General features: G+C 73.2%; 19 protein-coding genes. 7 read left to right on the forward strand and 12 right to left on the reverse strand.

All coding sequences use genetic code 11. From position 1 onward, the window contains the following. Positions 1–20: 20 nt before the first annotated feature. Entirely contained in the window at positions 21–1,301 is a 1,281-nt protein-coding gene (purD, locus tag ACQEU8_RS16945; RefSeq protein WP_433101400.1) for a phosphoribosylamine--glycine ligase, read from the reverse strand. Positions 1,302–1,512: 211 nt separating this feature from the next. Here purD and ACQEU8_RS16950 point away from each other — a divergent pair, with 211 nt between their 5' ends. Continuing rightward, positions 1,513–2,208: an SLATT domain-containing protein gene (locus tag ACQEU8_RS16950; RefSeq protein WP_433101402.1), complete on the forward strand. Its 696-nt coding sequence runs from the start codon at positions 1,513–1,515 to the stop codon at positions 2,206–2,208. 64 nt (positions 2,209–2,272) lie between these two features. Here the strand turns inward: ACQEU8_RS16950 and ACQEU8_RS16955 are convergent, their stop codons facing one another. The 5 genes from ACQEU8_RS16955 to ACQEU8_RS16975 all read right to left on the reverse strand — a co-directional run bounded on the left by ACQEU8_RS16955 (position 2,273) and on the right by ACQEU8_RS16975 (position 6,754). After that, positions 2,273–2,932, reverse strand: coding sequence for a hypothetical protein (locus ACQEU8_RS16955; RefSeq protein WP_433101404.1), 660 nt, complete (start codon positions 2,930–2,932; stop codon positions 2,273–2,275). Next, entirely contained in the window at positions 2,922–3,782 is an 861-nt protein-coding gene (locus tag ACQEU8_RS16960) for an alpha/beta fold hydrolase (protein WP_433102457.1), read from the reverse strand. The genes ACQEU8_RS16955 and ACQEU8_RS16960 overlap by 11 nt, the downstream gene beginning before the upstream one ends. Before the next feature lie 119 nt (positions 3,783–3,901). Next, on the reverse strand, positions 3,902–4,639 hold the full coding sequence (locus ACQEU8_RS16965) for a GntR family transcriptional regulator (RefSeq protein ID WP_433101406.1): 738 nt from the start codon (positions 4,637–4,639) through the stop codon (positions 3,902–3,904). After that, on the reverse strand, positions 4,636–6,057 hold the full coding sequence (locus ACQEU8_RS16970) for an aspartate aminotransferase family protein (RefSeq protein WP_433101408.1): 1,422 nt from the start codon (positions 6,055–6,057) through the stop codon (positions 4,636–4,638). Before ACQEU8_RS16970 ends, ACQEU8_RS16965 begins: the two co-directional genes overlap by 4 nt. A 184-nt stretch (positions 6,058–6,241) precedes the next feature. Further along, entirely contained in the window at positions 6,242–6,754 is a 513-nt protein-coding gene (locus ACQEU8_RS16975) for a hypothetical protein (RefSeq protein WP_433101410.1), read from the reverse strand. A 202-nt stretch (positions 6,755–6,956) separates the two neighbouring features. Between ACQEU8_RS16975 and ACQEU8_RS16980 the strand changes: the two genes are divergently transcribed. Together ACQEU8_RS16980 and ACQEU8_RS16985 are read left to right on the forward strand one after the other, a co-directional pair. Continuing rightward, complete coding sequence (locus ACQEU8_RS16980; RefSeq protein WP_433101412.1) at positions 6,957–7,700, forward strand: response regulator transcription factor; 744 nt, start codon at positions 6,957–6,959, stop codon at positions 7,698–7,700. A gap of 6 nt (positions 7,701–7,706) precedes the next feature. Next, positions 7,707–9,071, forward strand: coding sequence for a sensor histidine kinase (locus ACQEU8_RS16985; protein WP_433101414.1), 1,365 nt, complete (start codon positions 7,707–7,709; stop codon positions 9,069–9,071). A gap of 9 nt (positions 9,072–9,080) precedes the next feature. On the opposite strand, the gene ACQEU8_RS16990 is transcribed toward ACQEU8_RS16985, so the two are convergent. Beyond that, on the reverse strand, positions 9,081–9,710 hold the full coding sequence (locus ACQEU8_RS16990) for a LysE family translocator (RefSeq protein ID WP_433101416.1): 630 nt from the start codon (positions 9,708–9,710) through the stop codon (positions 9,081–9,083). A gap of 110 nt (positions 9,711–9,820) precedes the next feature. On the opposite strand from ACQEU8_RS16990, the gene ACQEU8_RS16995 reads away from it, so the two are divergent. Further along, positions 9,821–10,273, forward strand: coding sequence for an Lrp/AsnC family transcriptional regulator (locus ACQEU8_RS16995; protein ID WP_433101418.1), 453 nt, complete (start codon positions 9,821–9,823; stop codon positions 10,271–10,273). Positions 10,274–10,276: 3 nt separating this feature from the next. On the opposite strand, the gene ACQEU8_RS17000 is transcribed toward ACQEU8_RS16995, so the two are convergent. Genes ACQEU8_RS17000 through ACQEU8_RS17010 form a run of 3 tightly spaced genes read right to left on the reverse strand, consistent with a single transcriptional unit; the run spans position 10,277 to position 12,502 of the window. Beyond that, positions 10,277–10,882 (reverse strand): hypothetical protein, encoded by a 606-nt coding sequence (locus ACQEU8_RS17000; RefSeq protein ID WP_433101420.1) that lies wholly within the window; start codon positions 10,880–10,882, stop codon positions 10,277–10,279. Further along, positions 10,848–11,735 carry a polyphosphate polymerase domain-containing protein gene (locus ACQEU8_RS17005; protein WP_433101422.1) on the reverse strand — a complete coding sequence of 296 codons (888 nt, stop codon included), beginning with the start codon at positions 11,733–11,735 and terminating at the stop codon, positions 10,848–10,850. The genes ACQEU8_RS17000 and ACQEU8_RS17005 overlap by 35 nt, the downstream gene beginning before the upstream one ends. Further along, complete coding sequence (locus ACQEU8_RS17010; protein WP_433101424.1) at positions 11,732–12,502, reverse strand: DUF4956 domain-containing protein; 771 nt, start codon at positions 12,500–12,502, stop codon at positions 11,732–11,734. Before ACQEU8_RS17010 ends, ACQEU8_RS17005 begins: the two co-directional genes overlap by 4 nt. A 157-nt stretch (positions 12,503–12,659) precedes the next feature. On the opposite strand from ACQEU8_RS17010, the gene ACQEU8_RS17015 reads away from it, so the two are divergent. From ACQEU8_RS17015 to ACQEU8_RS17025, 3 genes are all read left to right on the forward strand, one after another. Beyond that, positions 12,660–13,244, forward strand: a complete 585-nt coding sequence (locus tag ACQEU8_RS17015) for a DJ-1/PfpI family protein (protein ID WP_433101426.1) — start codon at positions 12,660–12,662, stop codon at positions 13,242–13,244. After that, entirely contained in the window at positions 13,241–13,708 is a 468-nt protein-coding gene (locus ACQEU8_RS17020) for a MarR family winged helix-turn-helix transcriptional regulator (protein WP_433101428.1), read from the forward strand. Before ACQEU8_RS17015 ends, ACQEU8_RS17020 begins: the two co-directional genes overlap by 4 nt. 160 nt (positions 13,709–13,868) lie before the next feature. Further along, complete coding sequence (locus ACQEU8_RS17025) at positions 13,869–15,884, forward strand: serine/threonine-protein kinase (RefSeq protein WP_433101430.1); 2,016 nt, start codon at positions 13,869–13,871, stop codon at positions 15,882–15,884. Positions 15,885–15,954: 70 nt separating this feature from the next. Here the strand turns inward: ACQEU8_RS17025 and ACQEU8_RS17030 are convergent, their stop codons facing one another. Both ACQEU8_RS17030 and ACQEU8_RS17035 read right to left on the reverse strand, forming a co-directional pair. Next, complete coding sequence (locus ACQEU8_RS17030; RefSeq protein WP_433101432.1) at positions 15,955–17,619, reverse strand: ABC transporter permease; 1,665 nt, start codon at positions 17,617–17,619, stop codon at positions 15,955–15,957. After that, the gene (locus ACQEU8_RS17035; RefSeq protein ID WP_433101434.1) at positions 17,616–18,614 is read right to left on the reverse strand and encodes an ATP-binding cassette domain-containing protein; all 999 of its coding nucleotides are present in this window, start codon (positions 18,612–18,614) and stop codon (positions 17,616–17,618) included. The genes ACQEU8_RS17030 and ACQEU8_RS17035 overlap by 4 nt, the downstream gene beginning before the upstream one ends. Positions 18,615–18,694 lie beyond the last annotated feature (80 nt).

Raw genomic sequence — 18,694 nt, forward strand, 5'->3', positions numbered from 1 at the left:
ACAGGCCCCGAACAGGCGGATCAGCCCTCGCCGGCCTCGGCCGCGGCCGCGGCCCGCTCCGCGATGTCCGTGCGGTGGTGCGCGCCCGCCAGCCGGACGCGGCCGACTGCCGCGTAGGCACGCTCGCGGGCCTCGGTGAGGTCGGTGCCGGTCGCGGTGACCGACAGGACGCGGCCACCCGCGCTGCGTACCGTGCCGTCCTCGTCGGCCTTGGTGCCCGCGTGCAGGACGTACGCCTGCGGGCCGTCCGCGCGCTCGATCTCGTCGAGCCCCTCGATGACATCACCCGTACGAGGCTTCGCCGGGTAGCCGTGGGCCGCGACCACGACGGTGACCGCCGCGCCCTCGCTCCAGCGCAGCGCCGGGAAGTCGGCGAGGGCTCCGGTGGCCGCCGCGTACAGCAGCCCGCCCAGCGGCGTGCGGAGCCGGGCGAGGACGGCCTGGGTCTCCGGGTCGCCGAACCGGGCGTTGAACTCGATGACGCGCACCCCGCGCGAGGTGAGGGCCAGGCCCGCGTAGAGCAGCCCGGAGAAGGGGGTGCCGCGGCGGCGCAGTTCGGCCACGGTCGGCTCCAGGACCGTCGCGGTGATCTCGTCCACCAGCTTCGGGTCCGCCCACGGCAGCGGCGAATAGGCGCCCATGCCGCCGGTGTTGGGGCCCTCGTCGGCGTCGTAGGCGCGCTTGAAGTCCTGTGCGGGCTGGAGGGGTACGACGGTCTCGCCGTCGGTCACCGCGAAGAGGGAGACCTCGGGGCCGTCCAGGAACTCCTCGATGACGACGGCGCCGCCGCAGGCGCGGGCATGGGCGCGTGCCTGCTCGATGTCGTCGGTCACCACGACGCCCTTGCCGGCGGCGAGACCGTCGTCCTTGACGACGTAGGGCGGGCCGAACGCGTCCAGCGCGGCGTCGGCCTCCTCGGGGGTGGTGCACACATAGCTGCGGGCCGTGGGCACGTTGGCGCCCGCCATGACCTCCTTGGCGAACGCCTTGGAGCCCTCCAGCATGGCCGCCTCGGCGGACGGGCCGAAGACGGGGATGCCGCGCGCGCGGACCGCGTCGGCGACGCCGGCCACCAGCGGGGCCTCGGGGCCGATGACGACGAGGTCGGCGCGGACCGCGTCGGAGGCGGCGAGCTCGGCGACCGCCGCGCCGTCGAGCGGGTCCACGGTGTGCGGCGTGGCCACCTCGGCGGTCCCGGCGTTGCCGGGCGCGCAGTGCACGGCGCTGACCTCGGGATCGAGGGAGAGCGAGCGACAGATTGCGTGTTCGCGGGCACCGCCGCCAATGACCAGAATCCTCACGCCGCCAACCCTAACGGCCCGCGCGGCCCCGCTCGTGCGGCCCTTACGAGTGACAGGGCGGCGCCCTATACCCGACGGGGCGCCACTTCTGGGGGGAAATCGGCGCGGATCGTCGGCGTGGTCCCACTTCTGGCGGTAGGAAGGGAGGTCGCCGGAGCGCCGGGAACACCGGGAACGCCGCGCAGCCGGACACAACGCCGAAGGAGCACGGGTGAAGCGGGTCAAGCAGCCGGATCTGCTGGGGCGGGGGTTCCCGTCCGGGGACTGGAACGAGCCCGCCGAGCGCCTCGAGGAGCTGTACCAGTGGGTGGAGCAGGAGGCGATGCGTCTCGTCGAGTGGTATCTGGCGGACCGGGTACGCAAACGCAGGTGGGCACGGTGGCTGCGGGGCGGTGTCGTGGCGGGGGCCGCGGTGGGCGCGCTGGTACCGCTCGCGGATCTGGCGGGGGTCGCCTTAGCGCAGGGGCACTCCGGCTACGTCGGTTACGTCGCGCTGCTGTTCGCCGCCGTGTGCGCCCTCGCCGACCGCTGGCTGGGACTGACGTCCGGGTGGATGCGGGATGTCGCCGCCGCGCTGGCGGTGCACCGGCGGCTGGAGATGCTGCGCTACGAGTGGGCGGCCGAGAACGTCCGTGAGGTCCTCGGCCCGGCCGAGGGCTCGGCCGGGGAGGCGGCGGAGCGGGCGCTGGCCGTGCTCCGCCGCTTCTCGGAGGACGTGAACGAGACCGTACGGGCCGAGACGGTGGACTGGATGGTCTCGTTCCGTACCGCGGGCTCCCCCCTTCTGCTGGCCTCGCAGAGCGTGGGGCCCGCCGGGCGCGGCACGCCGGTGCGGAGGCTGCCCCCGCCGCCGAACGGCGCTGGGGGCTGGGCCACCATGCCGCGGCAGCGGCCACCGGGCGGCTGACGCGGGCCCGGGGGCCGGGACACCCCCGGGGCTGCTCCCTCGCGGGGTCACCTCCCTCGCCGGCTCAGCCGAAGACGATCATCGACCCCTGGGCCAGGCTGCGGGTCGCGGCGGCGTGCAGGCTCAGCCACACATGCCGCTCCCTGCCGAACGGGGTGCCGTCCTCGTAGCCGATGGCAGCGGAGGCGGCGGGCTCGTCCAGTTCGGTGGGGCGCAGCGGTGCCGCCGGTGCGGGCGGCGGATTGTCCGGGTCGATCCCCAGATGCGGCCCCACCGTACGCAGTTCGCGCAGCAGTCCGTGGCTGGAGCCCAGCGGGCCGCCGCCCTCCAGCAGTTCGTCGCCGGAGAGCGGCGCGGCGAAGTCCACCGGGATGTAGGCGCCCGCGTGGTCGTAGTGCCACACCAGATGCGACTGCTGGGCCGGCTGCTCGAACATCTCCAGGAGTTGCTCGTAGTCGCTGCCCAACTCCCCCACCGGCGTGACCTCCAGACCGGCGGCCAGCAGCAGATAGGCGCGGCGCAGATAGTGCAGGGCCTCGTAGTCGAAGCCCGCGACCGGGGCGACGTCGCCCGAGAGGCCCGGCATGTAGCCGAAGACGGGAACCGTGGGCAGGCCGGCTTCGGTCAGCGCCCTGTCGTAGGTGGCGATCTCTTCCGAGAAGGGGTTGTCGGGGCTGTGGCAGAGCACGTCGACGAGGGGGACGAGCCAGAGGTCACAGGCCAAGGGGCGCTCCAATACCGTCAGGGACCTGCCTGTACCCCAGCGTAGTGCGATCAACGCCCGGTGAGGACGGGCAGTACGGACGAGGCGTGCGTCCACAGCAGTGCGCCGCCCACCCCGGGCAGCAGATGCCGTTCCGCGCCGGACACCCGCGCCGCCAGCCCTGCTCCCTGGTCGGGCGAGTGGCCGAAGTCCTGGTCGCCGTACCAGAAGTCGACCGGCACCCCGATCGCCGCCAGATCGATGTCCCAGCGGCCCATGGCGAGCACCGTGTCACGTGCGTAGCCGTCGGGGCCCTGCGCGAACGCCTCCTCCAGAGCCCCGCGGTAGGCGGCGGCGAAGTCGGCGCGCTCGTAGACCGCGCGGTCGCCGGGCGGGCTGGAGGAGAGCACCATCTCCCACATCGCCTGTGGCGTGAAGCGGGCGAACTCCGCGTGCGCCGCCTCGGGTTCGCGGGTGGCCAGCTCCGTGAGGCGGTACAGCTCGGCGGGCAGCACCTCGGTGAACGGCGGCTCGGCGAACCGGGGGTCGGCCACCTCGTCCGCGCCGGAGACCACCGCCAGCGCCCGGACCACCCCGTGCGCTGGGGGCACCTCCCGGCCGGAGGCTGGGGGAAGGCCAGCGCGAAGGGCGCCCCCTGCGAGTTGCCCACCATCGCGGGCCGGTCCAGTCCGCGTGCCCGGGCGAACGCGGCGATGTCGGCGGCGAAGTCGGCGAACGTACGGCCCGGCGCGGGTGTCGAGGCGCCGAGCCCCGGGCGGTCGAGCGCGATCAGCCGCACGCCGAGCCCGTCGACGACGCCCGCGCCGAAGCCGAGGCTCCGGGAGGTGGCGGCGCCCGGTGAGAAGAGCACGGGGGTGCCGTCCTTGGGCCCTCACTCCGCCCACGCCAGCTCCCGGCCGTCCGGCAGCGGCGTCGTGCCCGTACGGGCGGCGGGGGCGACCAGCACGGGGGACGCCTCGGGCCGCGTGCTCATATGTCCTTCTCCTCTGCTGTCTCCGCCGCGCCGACCTGTGCCAGCGCGTGCTGGTTGTACGTGGCGATGACCTCGCGGGCCGCAGGCGCGTCCCCCGCCGCGACGGCGTCCAGCAGCGCGTTGTGCCCCGACCACAGCCGGCCGCGCAGCGAGGCGTGCCGGCGCAGCACCGGGACGGCGAAGACCCAGCACTGGACCCGCAGCCGGTCGAGGAAGTCGCAGATGTAGGGGTTGCCGAGCAGCCCGCTCAACTCACGCCAGAACCGCAGGTCGTAGGCGATCAGTACGTCGAGGTCCCCGGCGCGCGCCGCGCGTTCGGCGGCGTCGGCACGGCGGCGCACCGAGGCCAGCGCCTCGGGCCCCAAGCCGCCGAGGGCCCGGCGGGCGGCCGACGTACCGGCCGAGCCCGGCGGGCGTGCGGGGTCGGCGGCGTGTTCCGGGTCGCGCTCGATCCGCTGGAAGACGCCGTCCACCACCAACTGCCCGGCCTCGCACATGGCGCGGTAGTCCGCCAGCGTGAACTCGTGTACGCGGAAACCGCGGTGCTGTTCCACGTCCAGCAGCCCCTGCGCCGCGAGATCGACCAGCGCCTCGCGGACGGGTGTCGCGGAGACGCCGTACTGCTCGGCGATCTCCTTGACCGTGAAGTCGCGGCCCGTGGCGAGCCGGCCGGCCAGGATCTCGTCGCGCAGCGCGGTGGCGATCTGCGAGCGCAGGGTGCTGCGTTTGATCACGCCCCCGCGCTCCCCGCGCCCGCGGTGGTGTGCGCGTCGGCCGCGGTCAGGGCCTCGTCCAGCACGCTGAGGCCCTCCTTGAGCTCGGCCTCGGTGATGTTGCACGGCGGCACGACGTGGGTGCGGTTCATGTTGACGAACGGCCACAGGCCGCCGCGCTTGGCCGCCGCGGCGAAGTCGGCCATGGGCGCGTTGTCGGCTCCGGTCGCGTTGTAGGGGACCAGCGGCTCGCGGGTCTCCTGGTCGCGCACCAGGTCGAGGGCCCAGAAGACGCCGGTGCCGCGCACCTCGCCGACCGAGGGGTGGCGCGCTGCCAGCTCGTGCAGCGCCGGGCCGATGACGGTCTCGCCCAGGTGCGCGGCGTGCTCGACGATGCCCTCCTCCGCCATGGTGCGGAGCGTCGCGACCGCGGCGCCGCAGGCCAGCGGGTGGCCCGAGTAGGTGAGGCCGCCCGGGTAGGGGCGCTGCTCGAAGGTCTCGGCGATCTTCGCGGAGATCGCGACCCCGCCGAGCGGTACGTAGCCGGAGTTGACGCCCTTCGCGAAGGTCATCAGATCGGGTACGACGTCGTAGAGGTCGGCCGCGAACCAGGTGCCGGTGCGGCCGAAGCCCGCCATCACCTCGTCCAGCACGAAGACGATCCCGTACCGGTCGCAGATCTCCCGCACGCCCGCCAGATAGCCGGGCGGCGGCATCATGATCCCGGCGGTGCCGGGGATGGTCTCCAGGATGACGGCGGCGATCGTCTGCGGACCCTCGTACGCGATCGTCTGCTCCAGGTGCGCCAGCGCCCGCTCGCACTCCTGCTCCTGGGTCTCGGAGTAGAACGGGGTGCGGTAGAGGTGCGGCGCAGAGAAGTGGACGACGCCCGCGGTGCCGCTGTCGGACGCCCAGCGGCGCGGGTCGCCCGTGAGGTTGATGGCCTGCTGGGTGCCGCCGTGGTACGAGCGGTAGGCGGAGAGCGCCTTGGGGCGGCCGGTGTGCAGGCGGGCCATACGGATGGCGTGCTCGACGGCGTCGGCGCCGCCGTTGGTGAAGAAGATCTTGTCGAGGTCGCCCGGCGTCCGCTCTGCGATCAGCCGGGCCGCCTCGGAGCGCGCCTCGACGGCGAAGGCGGGCGCGAAGGTGCACATCTTCGCGGCCTGCTCCTGGATCGCGGCGACGACCTTGGGGTGCGCATAGCCGATATTGGTGAAGACGAGGCCGCTGGTGAAGTCGAGGTACCGCTTCCCCTCGTAGTCCCAGAAGTACGACCCCTCGGCGCCCGCCACCGCCAGCGGGTCGATCTGTCCCTGCGCCGACCAGGAGTGGAACACATGCGCCCGGTCGGCCTCGTGCACGGCCCGGCCGGTGCCGGGGTCGGGGGCGGCCGCCGAGGCGGGGGCGGGGTTGTGCGATGAGGGGTGGTGCGTGGTCACGATCGGTACCTCGGTTCGCTCGCGGGGTGCCCGCCCGGCCCGGGACGGACGCCTTCCGGGCGGGGAGGGCCCCCGGAAGGGTGACAGCCAGCGTAATGTCGCCCTCCTCTTTCCCGCTCAGGGAGGGCGCGGGGAGGGCGGGAGGCCGCGCGCGGGGGCGTGCGGTGTGCGCCGGAGGGGCGGGTCAGTCGTCGTCCGCTTCGCTGTCGCCGGTGGCCCGCGGCTTGCCGTCCACGCAGCGCACCTGGACGGTGCGGTCGTCGGCGTCGTCCGCGGCCGGTTCCAGTTCGACGGTGGCCGTCAGCGCCGGGCCGGGCTCGACGTCGTCGGCGCTGTAGCCCTCCGCGGGGGTCCAGCTCAGCAGCTTGACGGTACGGGCGTCGGTACGGCACTCGGCGACCGCGGTGCCGAGCCCGCCGGGAAAGCGCACGGTACGGGGGCGCTCCGCTGGGTGCTCCACGGAGGGGGAGGGCGACGCATCCGGCGCGGGGTCCTTGGTGCGGGCCCGCTGCTTGGTCTGGTCCAGCTCGTGCTGGACGCCCGCCTCGGTCAGCGGCTCGGGCCGGCCGTACTGGTTTCCGGGGTCGGCCTGGGCGAACGACCACACGCCGAGCGCCAAGGCGGCGCCGACGGCGCACACCCAGCCTGCGGCGGCCAGACGTCGCCGAGAGGGGTTGCCCTCGTCCGCCTGCGCCATGGTTCATCCCTCACTCTCGCGTACCCGGCAATGGGGCTGCGCTTGCCCACCCTGCGCCCCTGGCGCAGACTGCCCAAGCGCAGCAGGGGGGACGCGCCCCGAAGGGGCGCGGGGAACTGCGCGACAAGCCACGACGCGTCCGCAGCCTGCAGACAACAGCCAGGCGCACTCCCTCCCCAGTCCGAAGGACTAACGTACCTGCATGCCGCATCTACTAGTGGTGGAGGACGACCCCCAACTCCGCGCGGCCCTCGTAAGGGCGCTGCGCGACCGCGGGCATGCCGTGGCAACGGCCGACACCGGCATGGCGGGGCTCGACGCCGCGGTGACGCACCGGCCCGATCTGGTCGTACTGGACCTGGGCCTGCCCGATGTGGACGGCGGCCAGGTACTGCGAATGCTCCGCGCGGTCAGCGACGTACCCGTGATCGTCGCGACGGCGCGGGACGACGAGCCCGAGATCGTCGCCGCGCTGGAGGACGGCGCCGACGACTACCTCGTCAAGCCGTTCGGCTCCGGGCAGTTGGAGGCCCGTATCAAGGCGGTGCTGCGGCGGCTCGGCAGCGGTGAGCCGGACGAGCCGGAGCCGCCGGTACGGGTCGGCGGCCTCGTCGTCGCCCCCTCAGCGCGTGAGGTCACCCTCGACGGGCAGCCGCTGGAGCTGACCCCGCGCGAGTTCGACCTGCTGTGCTATCTGGCCCGGCGGCAGGGCCAGGTCGTCTCCCGGCGGGAGCTGCTGGCGGAGGTCTGGCAGCAGCCGCTGGGCGGGGCCGACAAGACGGTCGACGTCCATCTGTCCTGGCTGCGGCGGAAACTGGGCGAGACAGCGCAGCGCCCGCGCTATCTGCACACCGTACGGACGGTGGGCGTGAAGCTGGCGGCTCCGGAGACCAACGCGGCCCCGGAGGCCGACGCGGTTCCGGACGCCGATCCGGAACAGGGCTGACGGACGATGCGGCGGCAGCTCCTGGTACTCGTCGGCACGACGACCGCCGTCGTACTCGCCGTGCTGCTCGTCCCGCTCGCGCTGCTGGTCCGCAGCCACGCCGAGGACCGGGCCATGACGGACGCGACCGAACGCGCGCAGTCCGTCGCGGCGGTGGTGGGCGGCTCGCTGGGCCGGGGCGGGGACGGCGGAGCAGGACGGCAGCAGGGCCGCGAGGTCGTCACCGGCGTACTCGACGGGCTCAACGGCGAGGGCCGCCCCCGCACATGTGTCGTACTGGCGGACGGCACGGTACTGGGCCCGCGCGCGGCGGGCGTGAGCCGCGCGGCGCTCGACCTCGCCCGCAGCGGGCGGGCCTTCACCTACGCGCCCGGCGACGAGAACGGCGGCGGCCGGGTGGTGATGGTGCCCGTACTGGGCGCCCAGCAGGGCGGCAGCGGCGGGCACTCCGCGTCCGTGGTGGAGGTCGCCGTCAGCGAGCAGCGGCTGCACAGGGGGGTGCTGCCCTCCTGGTTGGCGGTTCTTGGTCTCGGGGTGGCGCTGATGCTGCTGGGGCTGGCTTTCGCAGACCGGCTCGCCGCGCGGATCGTCCGGGCCACCCGTCGGCTCGCGGCCGTCGCCGACCGGCTGGCGGGCGGCGAACTGACAGCCCGCGCCGAACCGTTGGGGCCGCGTGAGCTGCGCCAGCTCGCCGGACGGCTGAACGAGCTGGGCGAGCGTATCGATGTCCTGGTCACCGCCGAGCGGGAGCGCGGCGCCGACCTGGCGCACCGGCTGCGCACGCCGGTCGCCGCGCTGCGGCTGGACGCCGAGGGGCTGCGGGACGCGGACGAGGCGGCCAGGATCGGCAGGTCGGTGGCCGCGCTGGAACGCAGCGTGGACGGCGTGATCCGCGCGGCCCGGCGCGCGGGCGCGCCGCCGGACAGCCCGCTGTGCGATCTGGCGGAGCTGACGCGGGAGCGTGCGGCCTTCTGGGCGCCGCTCGCCGAGGACGAGGGCCGGGCGCTGCACGTCTCCGCGCCGGGCCAGGTGCCGGTGCGGGCCCTCGCCGAGGAGCTGTCGGCGGTGCTGGACGCGCTGATCGGCAACGTCCTCGACCACACCCCGGAGGGAACGGGGCTGTGGCTCACGGTCGCGGTGTCGCCCGACGGCACCCATGGCCTGCTCACGGTGGAGGACGACGGGCCCGGCTTCGCCGACGGTGCCCGGGAGGTGGGCGTACGCGGCCGGAGCGGCGCGGGCTCGACGGGGCTGGGGCTGGACATCGCCCGTACGACGGCGGAGGCATCGGGGGGAGCGGTCGAGCTGGGAACCTCGGCGAAGCACGGCGGGGCCTCGGTGAGGTGCAGCTTCCGTACGGCGGAGTCCTGAAGCGGCCGCTCAGTGCGGGATCTGCTCCACCAGCAGCAGGGCGCCCAGCACGACCATCGCGACGCCGGAGAGCCGGGTGACGACGCGGGCCGCGGTGGGGCGGGCCCGCAGTACGGTGCGGGCCAGCGAGCCCACGCCCAGGTAGACGGCGCCGGCGATGCACATGTGCAGCAGCCCGAGCAGCCCGATCTGGAGGGCGAGCGGCCAGTGGCCGTGCTGGTCGGCGAACTGGGGCAGCAGCGCGACGTAGAGCAGCAGCGCCTTGGGGTTCAGCCCGCTGACCCCGGCGCCCTTGAGCACCCGGGTGCGCGCGCCGGGGCCCGCGGCGGCGCCCTCCGCCACCTCCGGCGGCCCGGCCTGCTTCGCCCCGGCGAAGGTCGTCACTCCCAGCCATACGAGGTAGCCGGCGCCCAGCGTGGTCAGCGCGGTCAGCACTCCGGGGGTCTGCGCGACGACGGCCGCCACGCCCGCCACGACGACGGCCGTGAGCCCCACGTACCCCAGCATCAGTCCACCGACGGCGGGCACCACCGACCGGTCCCGCAAGCCGGAGGTGATCGCGTACGCCCAGTCCGCGCCCGGGACGAGGACGAGGAGAAAGGAGACGGCGAAAAACGCGGCTATGGAACTGGCAGCCATGGGGCGGTCCTTCCTCTGTGACGGTGCAGGAAGGAAGAATAGGAAGAAATGCCCCGAAGGTGTTCCCCTAAAAGGTCGCCCTGCGCTGCTCCCGTGGAAGAATCTTCCCCATGGACGACATGGACCGGCAGATTCTTGCGGAGCTCCAGAACGACGGCCGGCTGACCGTCACCGAGCTGGCCGCACGGGTGGGGCTCAGCCTCTCCCCGTGCCATCGCCGGCTGCGCGAACTCGAACGCAGTGGCGCCATCCGCGGCTACCGCGCCGTGGTCGACGCCGACGCGGTGGGCCTCACCTTCGACGCGCTCGTCTTCGTCACCATGCGCCAGGAGGACCGCACCACGATCTCCGCGTTCGAGCAGGCGCTCACCGAACTCCCGCAGGTCATCCAGGCCCAGCGGCTCTTCGGCGACCCGGACTATCTGCTCCGCGTCGTCACCGCCGACCTGCCCGCCTTCCAGCGCCTCTACGACGAGAACCTCGCCACGCTGCCGGGCGTCCAGCGGCTGAGCTCCACGCTGGTGATGAAACATGTGGTGCACGAGCGGCCGCTGCCGGCGTGAGAGTCACCGCCGGCCGACGAGTGTCACCGTCCACTCGCACCAGGGCCCCGCGCTCAGCTGGAACAGGCAGCGCTCCGGCAGCGTGAAGAGGGCATCCCGCTTGCCGGCACTCCGTACGGACAGGACGTCCCACTGCTTCTTATGGGTCGCGTCCGGCGGCAGGAACAAGTCGACCTGGGCATTGTTCAAGCCGTCGGCGATCAGCTTCTCCAGGAAGGCATCGGGGTGCTCGTGGCTGACGACGGCGGCATCGGCGGCCGGCCCGTTGTAGACCAGGACATCCGTTCCGACGCCGGTCACCGAGTCGGTGAGCGGGGTGGCGGCCTCGGGCCCGTGGAACCGCAGCGTCCACTCCGTCTTCGCCTTGACCTTGACGGTCTTGGGCTCCCCGTCGGTACACCACAGAGCCCGCTCCGCCACCCCCTTCTCCGGCGACACCTGCCCGAAGCCGCAGAAGAGCCCCTCGCCCTTCACGGTGCAGCTCTCGTCCTCGGCCAGTCGGCCCTCCAGCAGCACCGGCCCCGCCGGCAACGGCGGCAACTCCACCTTCTGCTTGCCGGGTCCACCACGTACCTCATGAAGCAGCGCCGCGCTGCGATCCCCCGTCATACGCGCCATGGTGCCAGGACGGCCGCGCCGCCGGAAACGTCTCCCGCAGCGAGCGCAGCCAGCGGTTGGCGGGGAGGGAGGGGTCGAGGGCTGCCAGGGAGGCGTACTTGGTGAACTCCGCGGCACGGTGGCCGTGTTCGTGCAGGAGGAGGTCGGCTTCGGTGAGGTGGCCGTAGGACTTGGTCTCGACGAGGATCAGATCGCCTGCTGCGCGCACTTCGGCACCGGCGGCGTCGCGGCAGGCCATGTCCGCGTCGGCGGTGATGCGTTGGCCGTCGGCGACGAAGGTGGCGCGGGTGTAGTCCGTGACCAGGCTGGGGGTCAGCTCGCGCGGGACGGCGTAGTCCGGGCCGTAGACGTCGTGGAGTGTGCGGGACAGGAACGTACGGGAGGCGTCCTCCAAGGCGTGGGCGCGCTCCGCGAGGCGGCGGCGGAACTTCAGCGTCTGGCCCCGCCCGCCCTTCAGCTTGATCTCGAACTGCCGCTCCCCGGTGTCCTCGTACAGCCGCTCCCGGATCTTGCAGCGCTGCCGGCGGCCCTGCCGGTGGTCGTGGTAGGCGCCGAGGCCGGGGGTGTCGTAGTAGACGGAGTGGTAGCGGAACCAGCGGCGGCCGCCGATGGACAGCGCGCGGTACGGCTCGTCGCGGTGCGGGTCGGTCAGCCGGGCGGCGATGGCCTGAAAGGTGTGCGCGGGGACGAGGTAGCAGCGGTCGTAGCGGTCCAGCAGCTCGGCGCGGGCCATGACGGCCTCCAGCCCGATGGGGTGGGCGGCCAGTGCGGCGCGGGCCAGCGCCCGGACGGCGGGGGCGACGCGGGTGCGGCCCTGGCCGGGTGCGGTGCTGGGCGCGGTCATCGGGAGGTCTCCCTCGGGTGAGCGGCAGTGGCGGACGGGTGGGTGCGCGTGCGCGTCGTCCGGGTGTCGCTGTCGCTGTCACCGGCGGTGTCCGGGCCGTCGGCGTACCCGAGGCCGGCACGGTCGCCGAGGTCACCAGGGGTGCTCTGCCGGTGCCAGGTGACCTCACCCCTGCCTCCCCGGTCCTGCCGTTCGCCGCCCGGGACCGCCGCACCCTCCCGGTAGCGGACGTCCACGACTGTCAGATCGCGGACGTAGTCCACCTCGCTGACCTTCCAAGCGAGCGGTTCGCCCAGCCGCCTGCGTACATGGGCACGGACGGCGTCGGGCTGGGTGACGGCGGCGTCCAGGGTGATGACCACACGGCGCGTACGGGCGTACAGCCGCGGGTGGTCGGCCGCGTACAGCACGGCGACGGGCAGCAGGCACAGCACGGCCGCGAGGCCGAACGGCAGATGCGGCAGACCGGCCACCAGCCCTATGACGAGTGTCGTGAAGTAGTAGGCCACCTCCTCGTTCTGGATCGACTCCGACCGCAGCCGGATCATCGACAGCACGCCGAAGAGGCCGAAGCCGAGCGCCAGCCCGCCGTCGCCGCCCACCCGGGCGAGCGCCGCGACGACGGCGAACAGCGCCACGTTCAGGGCGAGGTAGGCGGGGAGCAGGTCGCGCCGCCGGTGCCGGGGGAAGTACACGGCGAACGTGAGGACCAGCACCGCGGCGAGGTCGAGCGCGAGGTGGTCGAGGAACTGGCGATACGAATCCATGCCGGTGAACGTAGGGACGCGCGGGTTAAAAGGGCTTCCTCGGCACGTTAAGGATCAGGCAGGCCGGTACGGGATCAGGCAGGCCGTTTCTATTGACAGTGTGCTGTCGTAATGACAGAATTCTGTCATTCAACATCGAGCGCCCACGGAGGCCGCCATGACCGTCCATCTCGCCGTGTACGACACCCTCGCCGACTGGGAGTACGGTCACGCCGTCGCCCACCTGCCCGGTGGCGTACGCACCGTCGGCCTCACCGGCAGCACCGTCACCACCAAGGGCGGATTGCGCATCGAGCCCGACATGACCCTCGACGGTCTGCGTCCCGTCGACAGCCGGCTGCTGATCCTGCCCGGCGCCGACACCTGGCTCAGCGGCGAGCTCGTCGACTTCGCCTACACCGCACGGGAGTTCCTGCACGCGGGCGTGCCCGTCGCCGCGATCTGCGGTGCCGTCTACGGGCTCGCGGACGAGGGGCTGCTCAACGAGCGCGCGCACACCAGCGCCGCGCCGGAGTTCCTCCAGGCCGCGAACGGCTATACGGGCGGCGCGCTCTACCGGGACGCCGACGCCGTCACCGACCGCGATCTGATCACGGCAGGACCGACCGAACCCGTCGCCTTCGCCCGCGAGATCTTCTCCCGGCTCGGCACCTACGAGCCCCCGGTCGTCGACGCCTTCTACCGGCTCCACCAGCACTCCGACCCGGAGGCGTACGCGGTCTTCGCGGCGGGGCGGGCATGAGCGAGACCCCCGGGAAAACGGAGTTGCTCAGCGAGACCGCTCTGGCCGTCTTCCGGCTCAACGGCCAGTTCCTCGCCGCCTCCGAACTGATCGCCCGCCCGGCCGGGCTGACCGCCGCCTGGTGGCAGGTCCTCGGTGCCGTACTCCGCGAACCGCTCCCCGTCTCCGGGATAGCCCGCGTCATGGGCATCACCCGGCAGAGCGTGCAGCGCGTGGCGGATCTGCTGGTCGAACGGGGCCTCGCCGCGTACGAGCCCAACCCGGCACACCGCCGCGCCAAACTCCTCACCCCCACCCCCGAGGGCCGGGCCGCCGTCGAGCGGATCGTCCCCGGCCACGCCGAGCTGGCCCGCCGGCTGTGCGAAGAGCTCGGCGGCGAGGGGGAGTTCGCCCGCGTCGCCGAGTCACTGCGCCGGCTGTCCGACGCGATGGAGGCCCTGTATCCGCAGAAGCCCGAGAAGTGAGCGGGATCCGGTCCGTTCCGGCACACCATCGAAGTGATGCCGGGGTCGGGGGCGCACACCATCAAAGCGAAGCCCGTTGGCAGCCCGACCGTGACCTCACTGACGGAGAGTGAAGGAGGAGAGGACCGAAGACCAACGAGTGCACGGGGGCGGGCGGCGTATGACGGACCTGACGCCGGAGGATCCGGTCGGAATCGGCGGCTACCGGCTGCTGAGGAGACTGGGCGCGGGCGGCATGGGACGGGTGTACCTGGGGCGTTCCGCCGGTGGCCGGACGGTTGCCGTCAAGCTGGTGAAGGCGGAGCTTGCGGCGGACCCCTTGTTCCGTACCCGGTTCCGGATGGAGGTCGCGGCCGCACGCCGGGTCGCCGAGCGGTGGACCGCGCCGGTGCTGGACGCCGACACCGAGGCCGACACCCCTTGGGTGGCGACCGGGTACGTCGCGGGGCCCTCGCTCGAACAGGTGATCTCCGCCGGGCGGGCCGGAAGCCCCGCGCAGGCGGCACGGCAGGGGCACGGGCCGCTGCCGCCCGGCTCGGTGCGGGTGCTGGCGTACGGTCTCGCCTCCGCGCTGCTCGACATCCACGGCGCCGGGCTCGTCCACCGGGACCTGAAGCCGTCCAATGTGCTGCTGACCATCGACGGGCCGCGCGTCATCGACTTCGGTATCGCCCGTGCCCTGGACGAGGTGCCCACCTCGACGCTGACCAGCACCGGAATGGTCGTCGGCTCGCCCGGTTACATGGCGCCGGAGCAGATCACCGGTGGTCAACTGTCCGCGGCGAGCGATGTGTTCTCCCTCGGCGCGGTGCTCGGTTACGCCGCGACCGGACAGCCGCCCTTCGGACTGACCGGGGGCGGCGGCGGGGTGCACGCGGTGATGTTCCGCATCGCCTCCGAGGAACCTGATCTGGCCGGCTTCGGCACGGACCCCGCCGACGAAGAGGCCGCAGGACTCCGCGAGTTGATCCTCGACTGCCTCGCCAAGGATCCCGCGGCGCGGCCCGCGCCCGAGGAGGTCGTGGCGCGGGTACAGCCGGTGTCCGTCGGCGCCTCGGCCCCGCCGTGGCTGCCCGCCGGGCTGCTGGCCGAACTGGGGCGTGAGGCCGTGCGGTTGCTGGACACGGACACACCGCCGCAGGGGTCGGGGAAGCCTGACGGGGGCGGTACGGCGGAACCGGGCGCGGTCGGGGCCGCTGCCGCTGCCCCTGGTTCCGGTTCCACTTCCGGTTCCGGGTCTGGTTCCCCTTCCGGTTCCGGTTCCGGTTCCGCCGCGACGTTCGCGGGTGGGCCCGAGGCGCCGACTTCCGTGGTGCCCCCGTCCAGTGCGGCGCCCGCCGGGTCCGGGCGCCGCCGCACCCGGCGCAGCCGCCGTACGCTGCTCGCCGCCGCGGCGGCCGTCGTCCTCGTGGGTGCCGGAGTCGCTGCCACGGGCGCCGGTATCGGGCCGCTGGCCAGTGACAGCGGGGGCAGGAACGGCGGCAAGGAGTCCTCCGACGTACCGAAGCCCTTCCTCGGCACCTGGGTCGGTGCCGTCGAGCGGGATGGCAAACCGACCGGCCAGTATCGCCGGTTCGTCATCACCAAGGGCAAGGAGGGCGAGATCGTCGCGACCAGCATCAGCCTGGGCGCCGACTACGAGTGCAAGAGCGACGGCAAGCTCGCCTCCGCCCCCGAGCCCGGCAGCGCCGACGGGGGAATGCGGCTCGACACCAAGGTCGTGGAGAGCACACCGGCCGGCAAGTGCGCGGCAATCGGCGAACACACACTGACGGCCGAGCCCGGCGGCGTCCTCGAATGGCGGGCCGCGGGCCGCACGGCGACACTCCGCAAGGTCGCCACCCCCGAGCGGCTGCCCGACGCGCTGATCGGCGAGTGGCGCCGCCCGCTGTCCGACGGCGGCAGCCAGACGCTGACCATCCACGCCGACGACCCGGCTGACAACGGCCTGACGATGGTCTCGGACGGCACCGAGCACTGCGAGGCACGCGTCGATGTCTTCTCCGCCGGAAGCGACACCGAACCGGCCCGGCTGGCGCCGCCCGACGTGGACCGGGCCAAGTCGCGAGGCACCTGCGCCGCGGGTAACACCTCCACGCTGCGCGCCGACCAGGACGGCACGCTGCTCCGCGAGTTCCCGGACGGGCGCGTGCTGCGGTACAGCCCTGCCGACTGAGGGCTGAAAGGGGCGGGAGAGGGGTGCGGGACGAGCCCCGCACCCCTCCCGAACCGCCCGGGGCCGCCTGCTACTTCGCGTCCAGGTCCCGCCTCCGGAACCCCGCCAGCCCGCAGGCCACCAGGGCGGCGGCCACCAGGGTCAGCAGCAGCATGGGGGTCCAGCGCATCTCGGCGGCGGGGAGTTGGGGGACGTGGCCGAAGGGGGAGAGGTCGTTCAGCCAGCCGGGCAGGTCGAGGAGCTTGCCGAGGTAGCCGACGACGAAGCCGTAGGCGGGGACGGCCCAGGCGAGCGCGGTCGCGCGCGGTGCCCAGCCGAACAGCAGGACGGCGACGCCGCCCGTCACCCACAGCGCCGGCGCGTAGGCGAGCCCCGCGCCCAGCAGCCGTACCACCAGGTCGCCGTCGCCCGCTGAGGCGGCTCCCGTCAGGCCGAGGCCGAGCGCGCCGAGCAGCAGCACGAGGGTGCCGCCGCCGAGTGCGGCCACCAGGTGCGAGCCGACCCAGCGGGACCGGGAAAGACCGGTGGCCAGCAGCGGTTCGACGCGCCCCGAGGTCTCCTCCGAGCGGGGCCGCAGCGCGGCCATCACCACGAAGAGCGAGGCCACGACGGCGACGACGAGCAGCACCGTCGAGGCGAACGACTCGACCAGCGTGCCGCCTGCCTTGGCGAGCGCCTCCCGTACGTCGCCCAGATCCTTCAGCATGTCGTCCACGTCGCCGAGGATCGAGCCGTACATCGCGCCGAGCAGCAGCAGCGCGGCGCAGAAGCCGAGGAACAGCCCGCGGTGCAGCCGGACGGCGAAGCCCAACGGGTGGGTGAGCACTTCCGAGGCGTTCGGCCTGCCCAGCCGGGGCGGCAGGATGCCGGCGCCCACATCCCGCCGGGTGCTGAGCACATACCCGGCGGCAGCCGCGCCGACAGCCAGCACCAAACCAGGCAGCAGCGGCCACCAGCGGTTGTCGACGAAGGGGTAGGTGCGCTGCATCCAGCCGATCGGGGAGAGCCAGGAGACCGCGTCGGTGCCGACGTCGCCCGCTGCGCGCAGCGCGTAGGAGGCACCCAGCACGGCCAGCGCCATTCCGGACACAGCCCTGGCGTGTGCGGACAGCTGTACGGTCACGGCCGCGACGCCCGCGAAGACGAGACCGATGACGGTGTGCGCGGCGCCGTAGAGCAGTGCGCCGCCGGCGGTGACACCGTCCAGCCCGGTGCCGGGCAGCGCGACGGCCAGCAGCAGTCCCAGCAGCACACCGGCGCTCGCCGCCGTGGCGAGGGCCGCGGTGAGCGTGGCGTGCCGTCCGACGACGCCGGAGCGGACGAGTTCGGCGATGTTGCTCTCCTCGTCGGCGCGGGTGTGCCGTACGACGGTCAGCACGCTCATCAGTCCGGTGAGGATCGCGCCGTAGCCGAGCATCAGCATGCTCAGCGCGGAGGCCGGGGTGAGCTGGGAGAGGAAGTGCTCGGGCCCGGTCATGGCGAGCATGGCGGGACCACTGAGGGTCTTGACCATGTCGGCGGACTTCTTCGGGTCGTCCGGGGCCATCTGAGTGGCCTTCTGCACGCTCGACAGGGTGAACAGGAAGGTGGCCAGCACCCAGGCGGGCAGCCGTACCCGGTCGCGGCGCAACGCGAAGCGGAAGAGGGCACCGGTTCCGGCCAGCGCGTGCCCCGCCGTCCGGCTCCGGTCGCGTACGGCCCCGGTGCGGGGCGCGGCGTCGGTGACGGTGCTCATCGCGAGCTGCCCTCCGCGGCCGAGGCGTCGGCGGAGCCCTCGGGCGCGGGGTGCCCGAGCTCGGACAGCTCGTCGCCGTAGTGCCGCAGCATCAGCTCCTCCAGCGTCGGCGGGTGACTGACCAGGCTGCGGACGCCGAGCCCGCTCAAGTGCCGTACGACAGCGTCGAGTTGGGCACCGTCGACGGCGAAGTGCACCCGGTCGCCGTCGGTGCGCAGGTTGTGGACGCCGGGCAGCTCGGCCAGCCCGGTCAGCGGCCGCTCGGTCTCCACCTCGATGGTGGTCCGGGTCAGATGGCGCATCTCGCCGAGCGTCCCGGACTGCACGGTCCTGCCGAGCCGGACGATGCTCACCCGGTCGCAGAGCTTCTCGACCTGGGACAGGATGTGGCTGGAGAGCAGCACGGTGCGGCCCTGGGCCTTCGCCTGGAGGATGACGTCCTGGAAGACGACCTCCATCAGCGGATCGAGCCCGGAGGTGGGCTCGTCCAGCAGCAGCAGCTCGGCGTCGGAGGCGAGCGCGGCGATGATGGCGACCTTCTGCCGGTTGCCCTTGGAGTAACTGCGGCCCTTCTTCGTCGGGTCGAGGTCGAAGCGCTCGATCAACTCGGCGCGCTTGTCCGCGTTGATACCGCCGCGCAGCCTTGCGAGCAGGTCGATGGCCTCGCCGCCGGTCAGGTTGGGCCACAGCTCGACGTCGCCGGGGACGTACGCCAGCCGCCGGTGCAGGGCCACCGCGTCGTGCCAGGGGTCGGCGTCCAGCAGCCGTGCGGTGCCGGTGTCGGCGCGGAGCAGGCCCAGCAGGATGCGCAGGGTCGTGGACTTCCCGGCGCCGTTCGGGCCGAGGAAGCCGTGCACCTCGCCGGTGGCGACCTCCAGATCCAGCCCGTCGAGGGCCCGGGTCCTGCCGAAGGTCTTGACGAGGCCGGTCACGGAGATCGCCGTGGTGGCGGGCGCCGTTGCGGGGGTCACGGGAGCGGTCGTGGACGTGTTCATGATTTGGAAGCTACGCTGGTTTCACAAATTTGTGAAGTTAAGGAAGCGTTAGGATCGTGCACAGGACCGCTGAGCAGGGA

Source organism: Streptomyces sp. CA-250714 (assembly GCF_050936705.1).
Classification (GTDB): Bacteria; Actinomycetota; Actinomycetes; order Streptomycetales; family Streptomycetaceae; genus Streptomyces.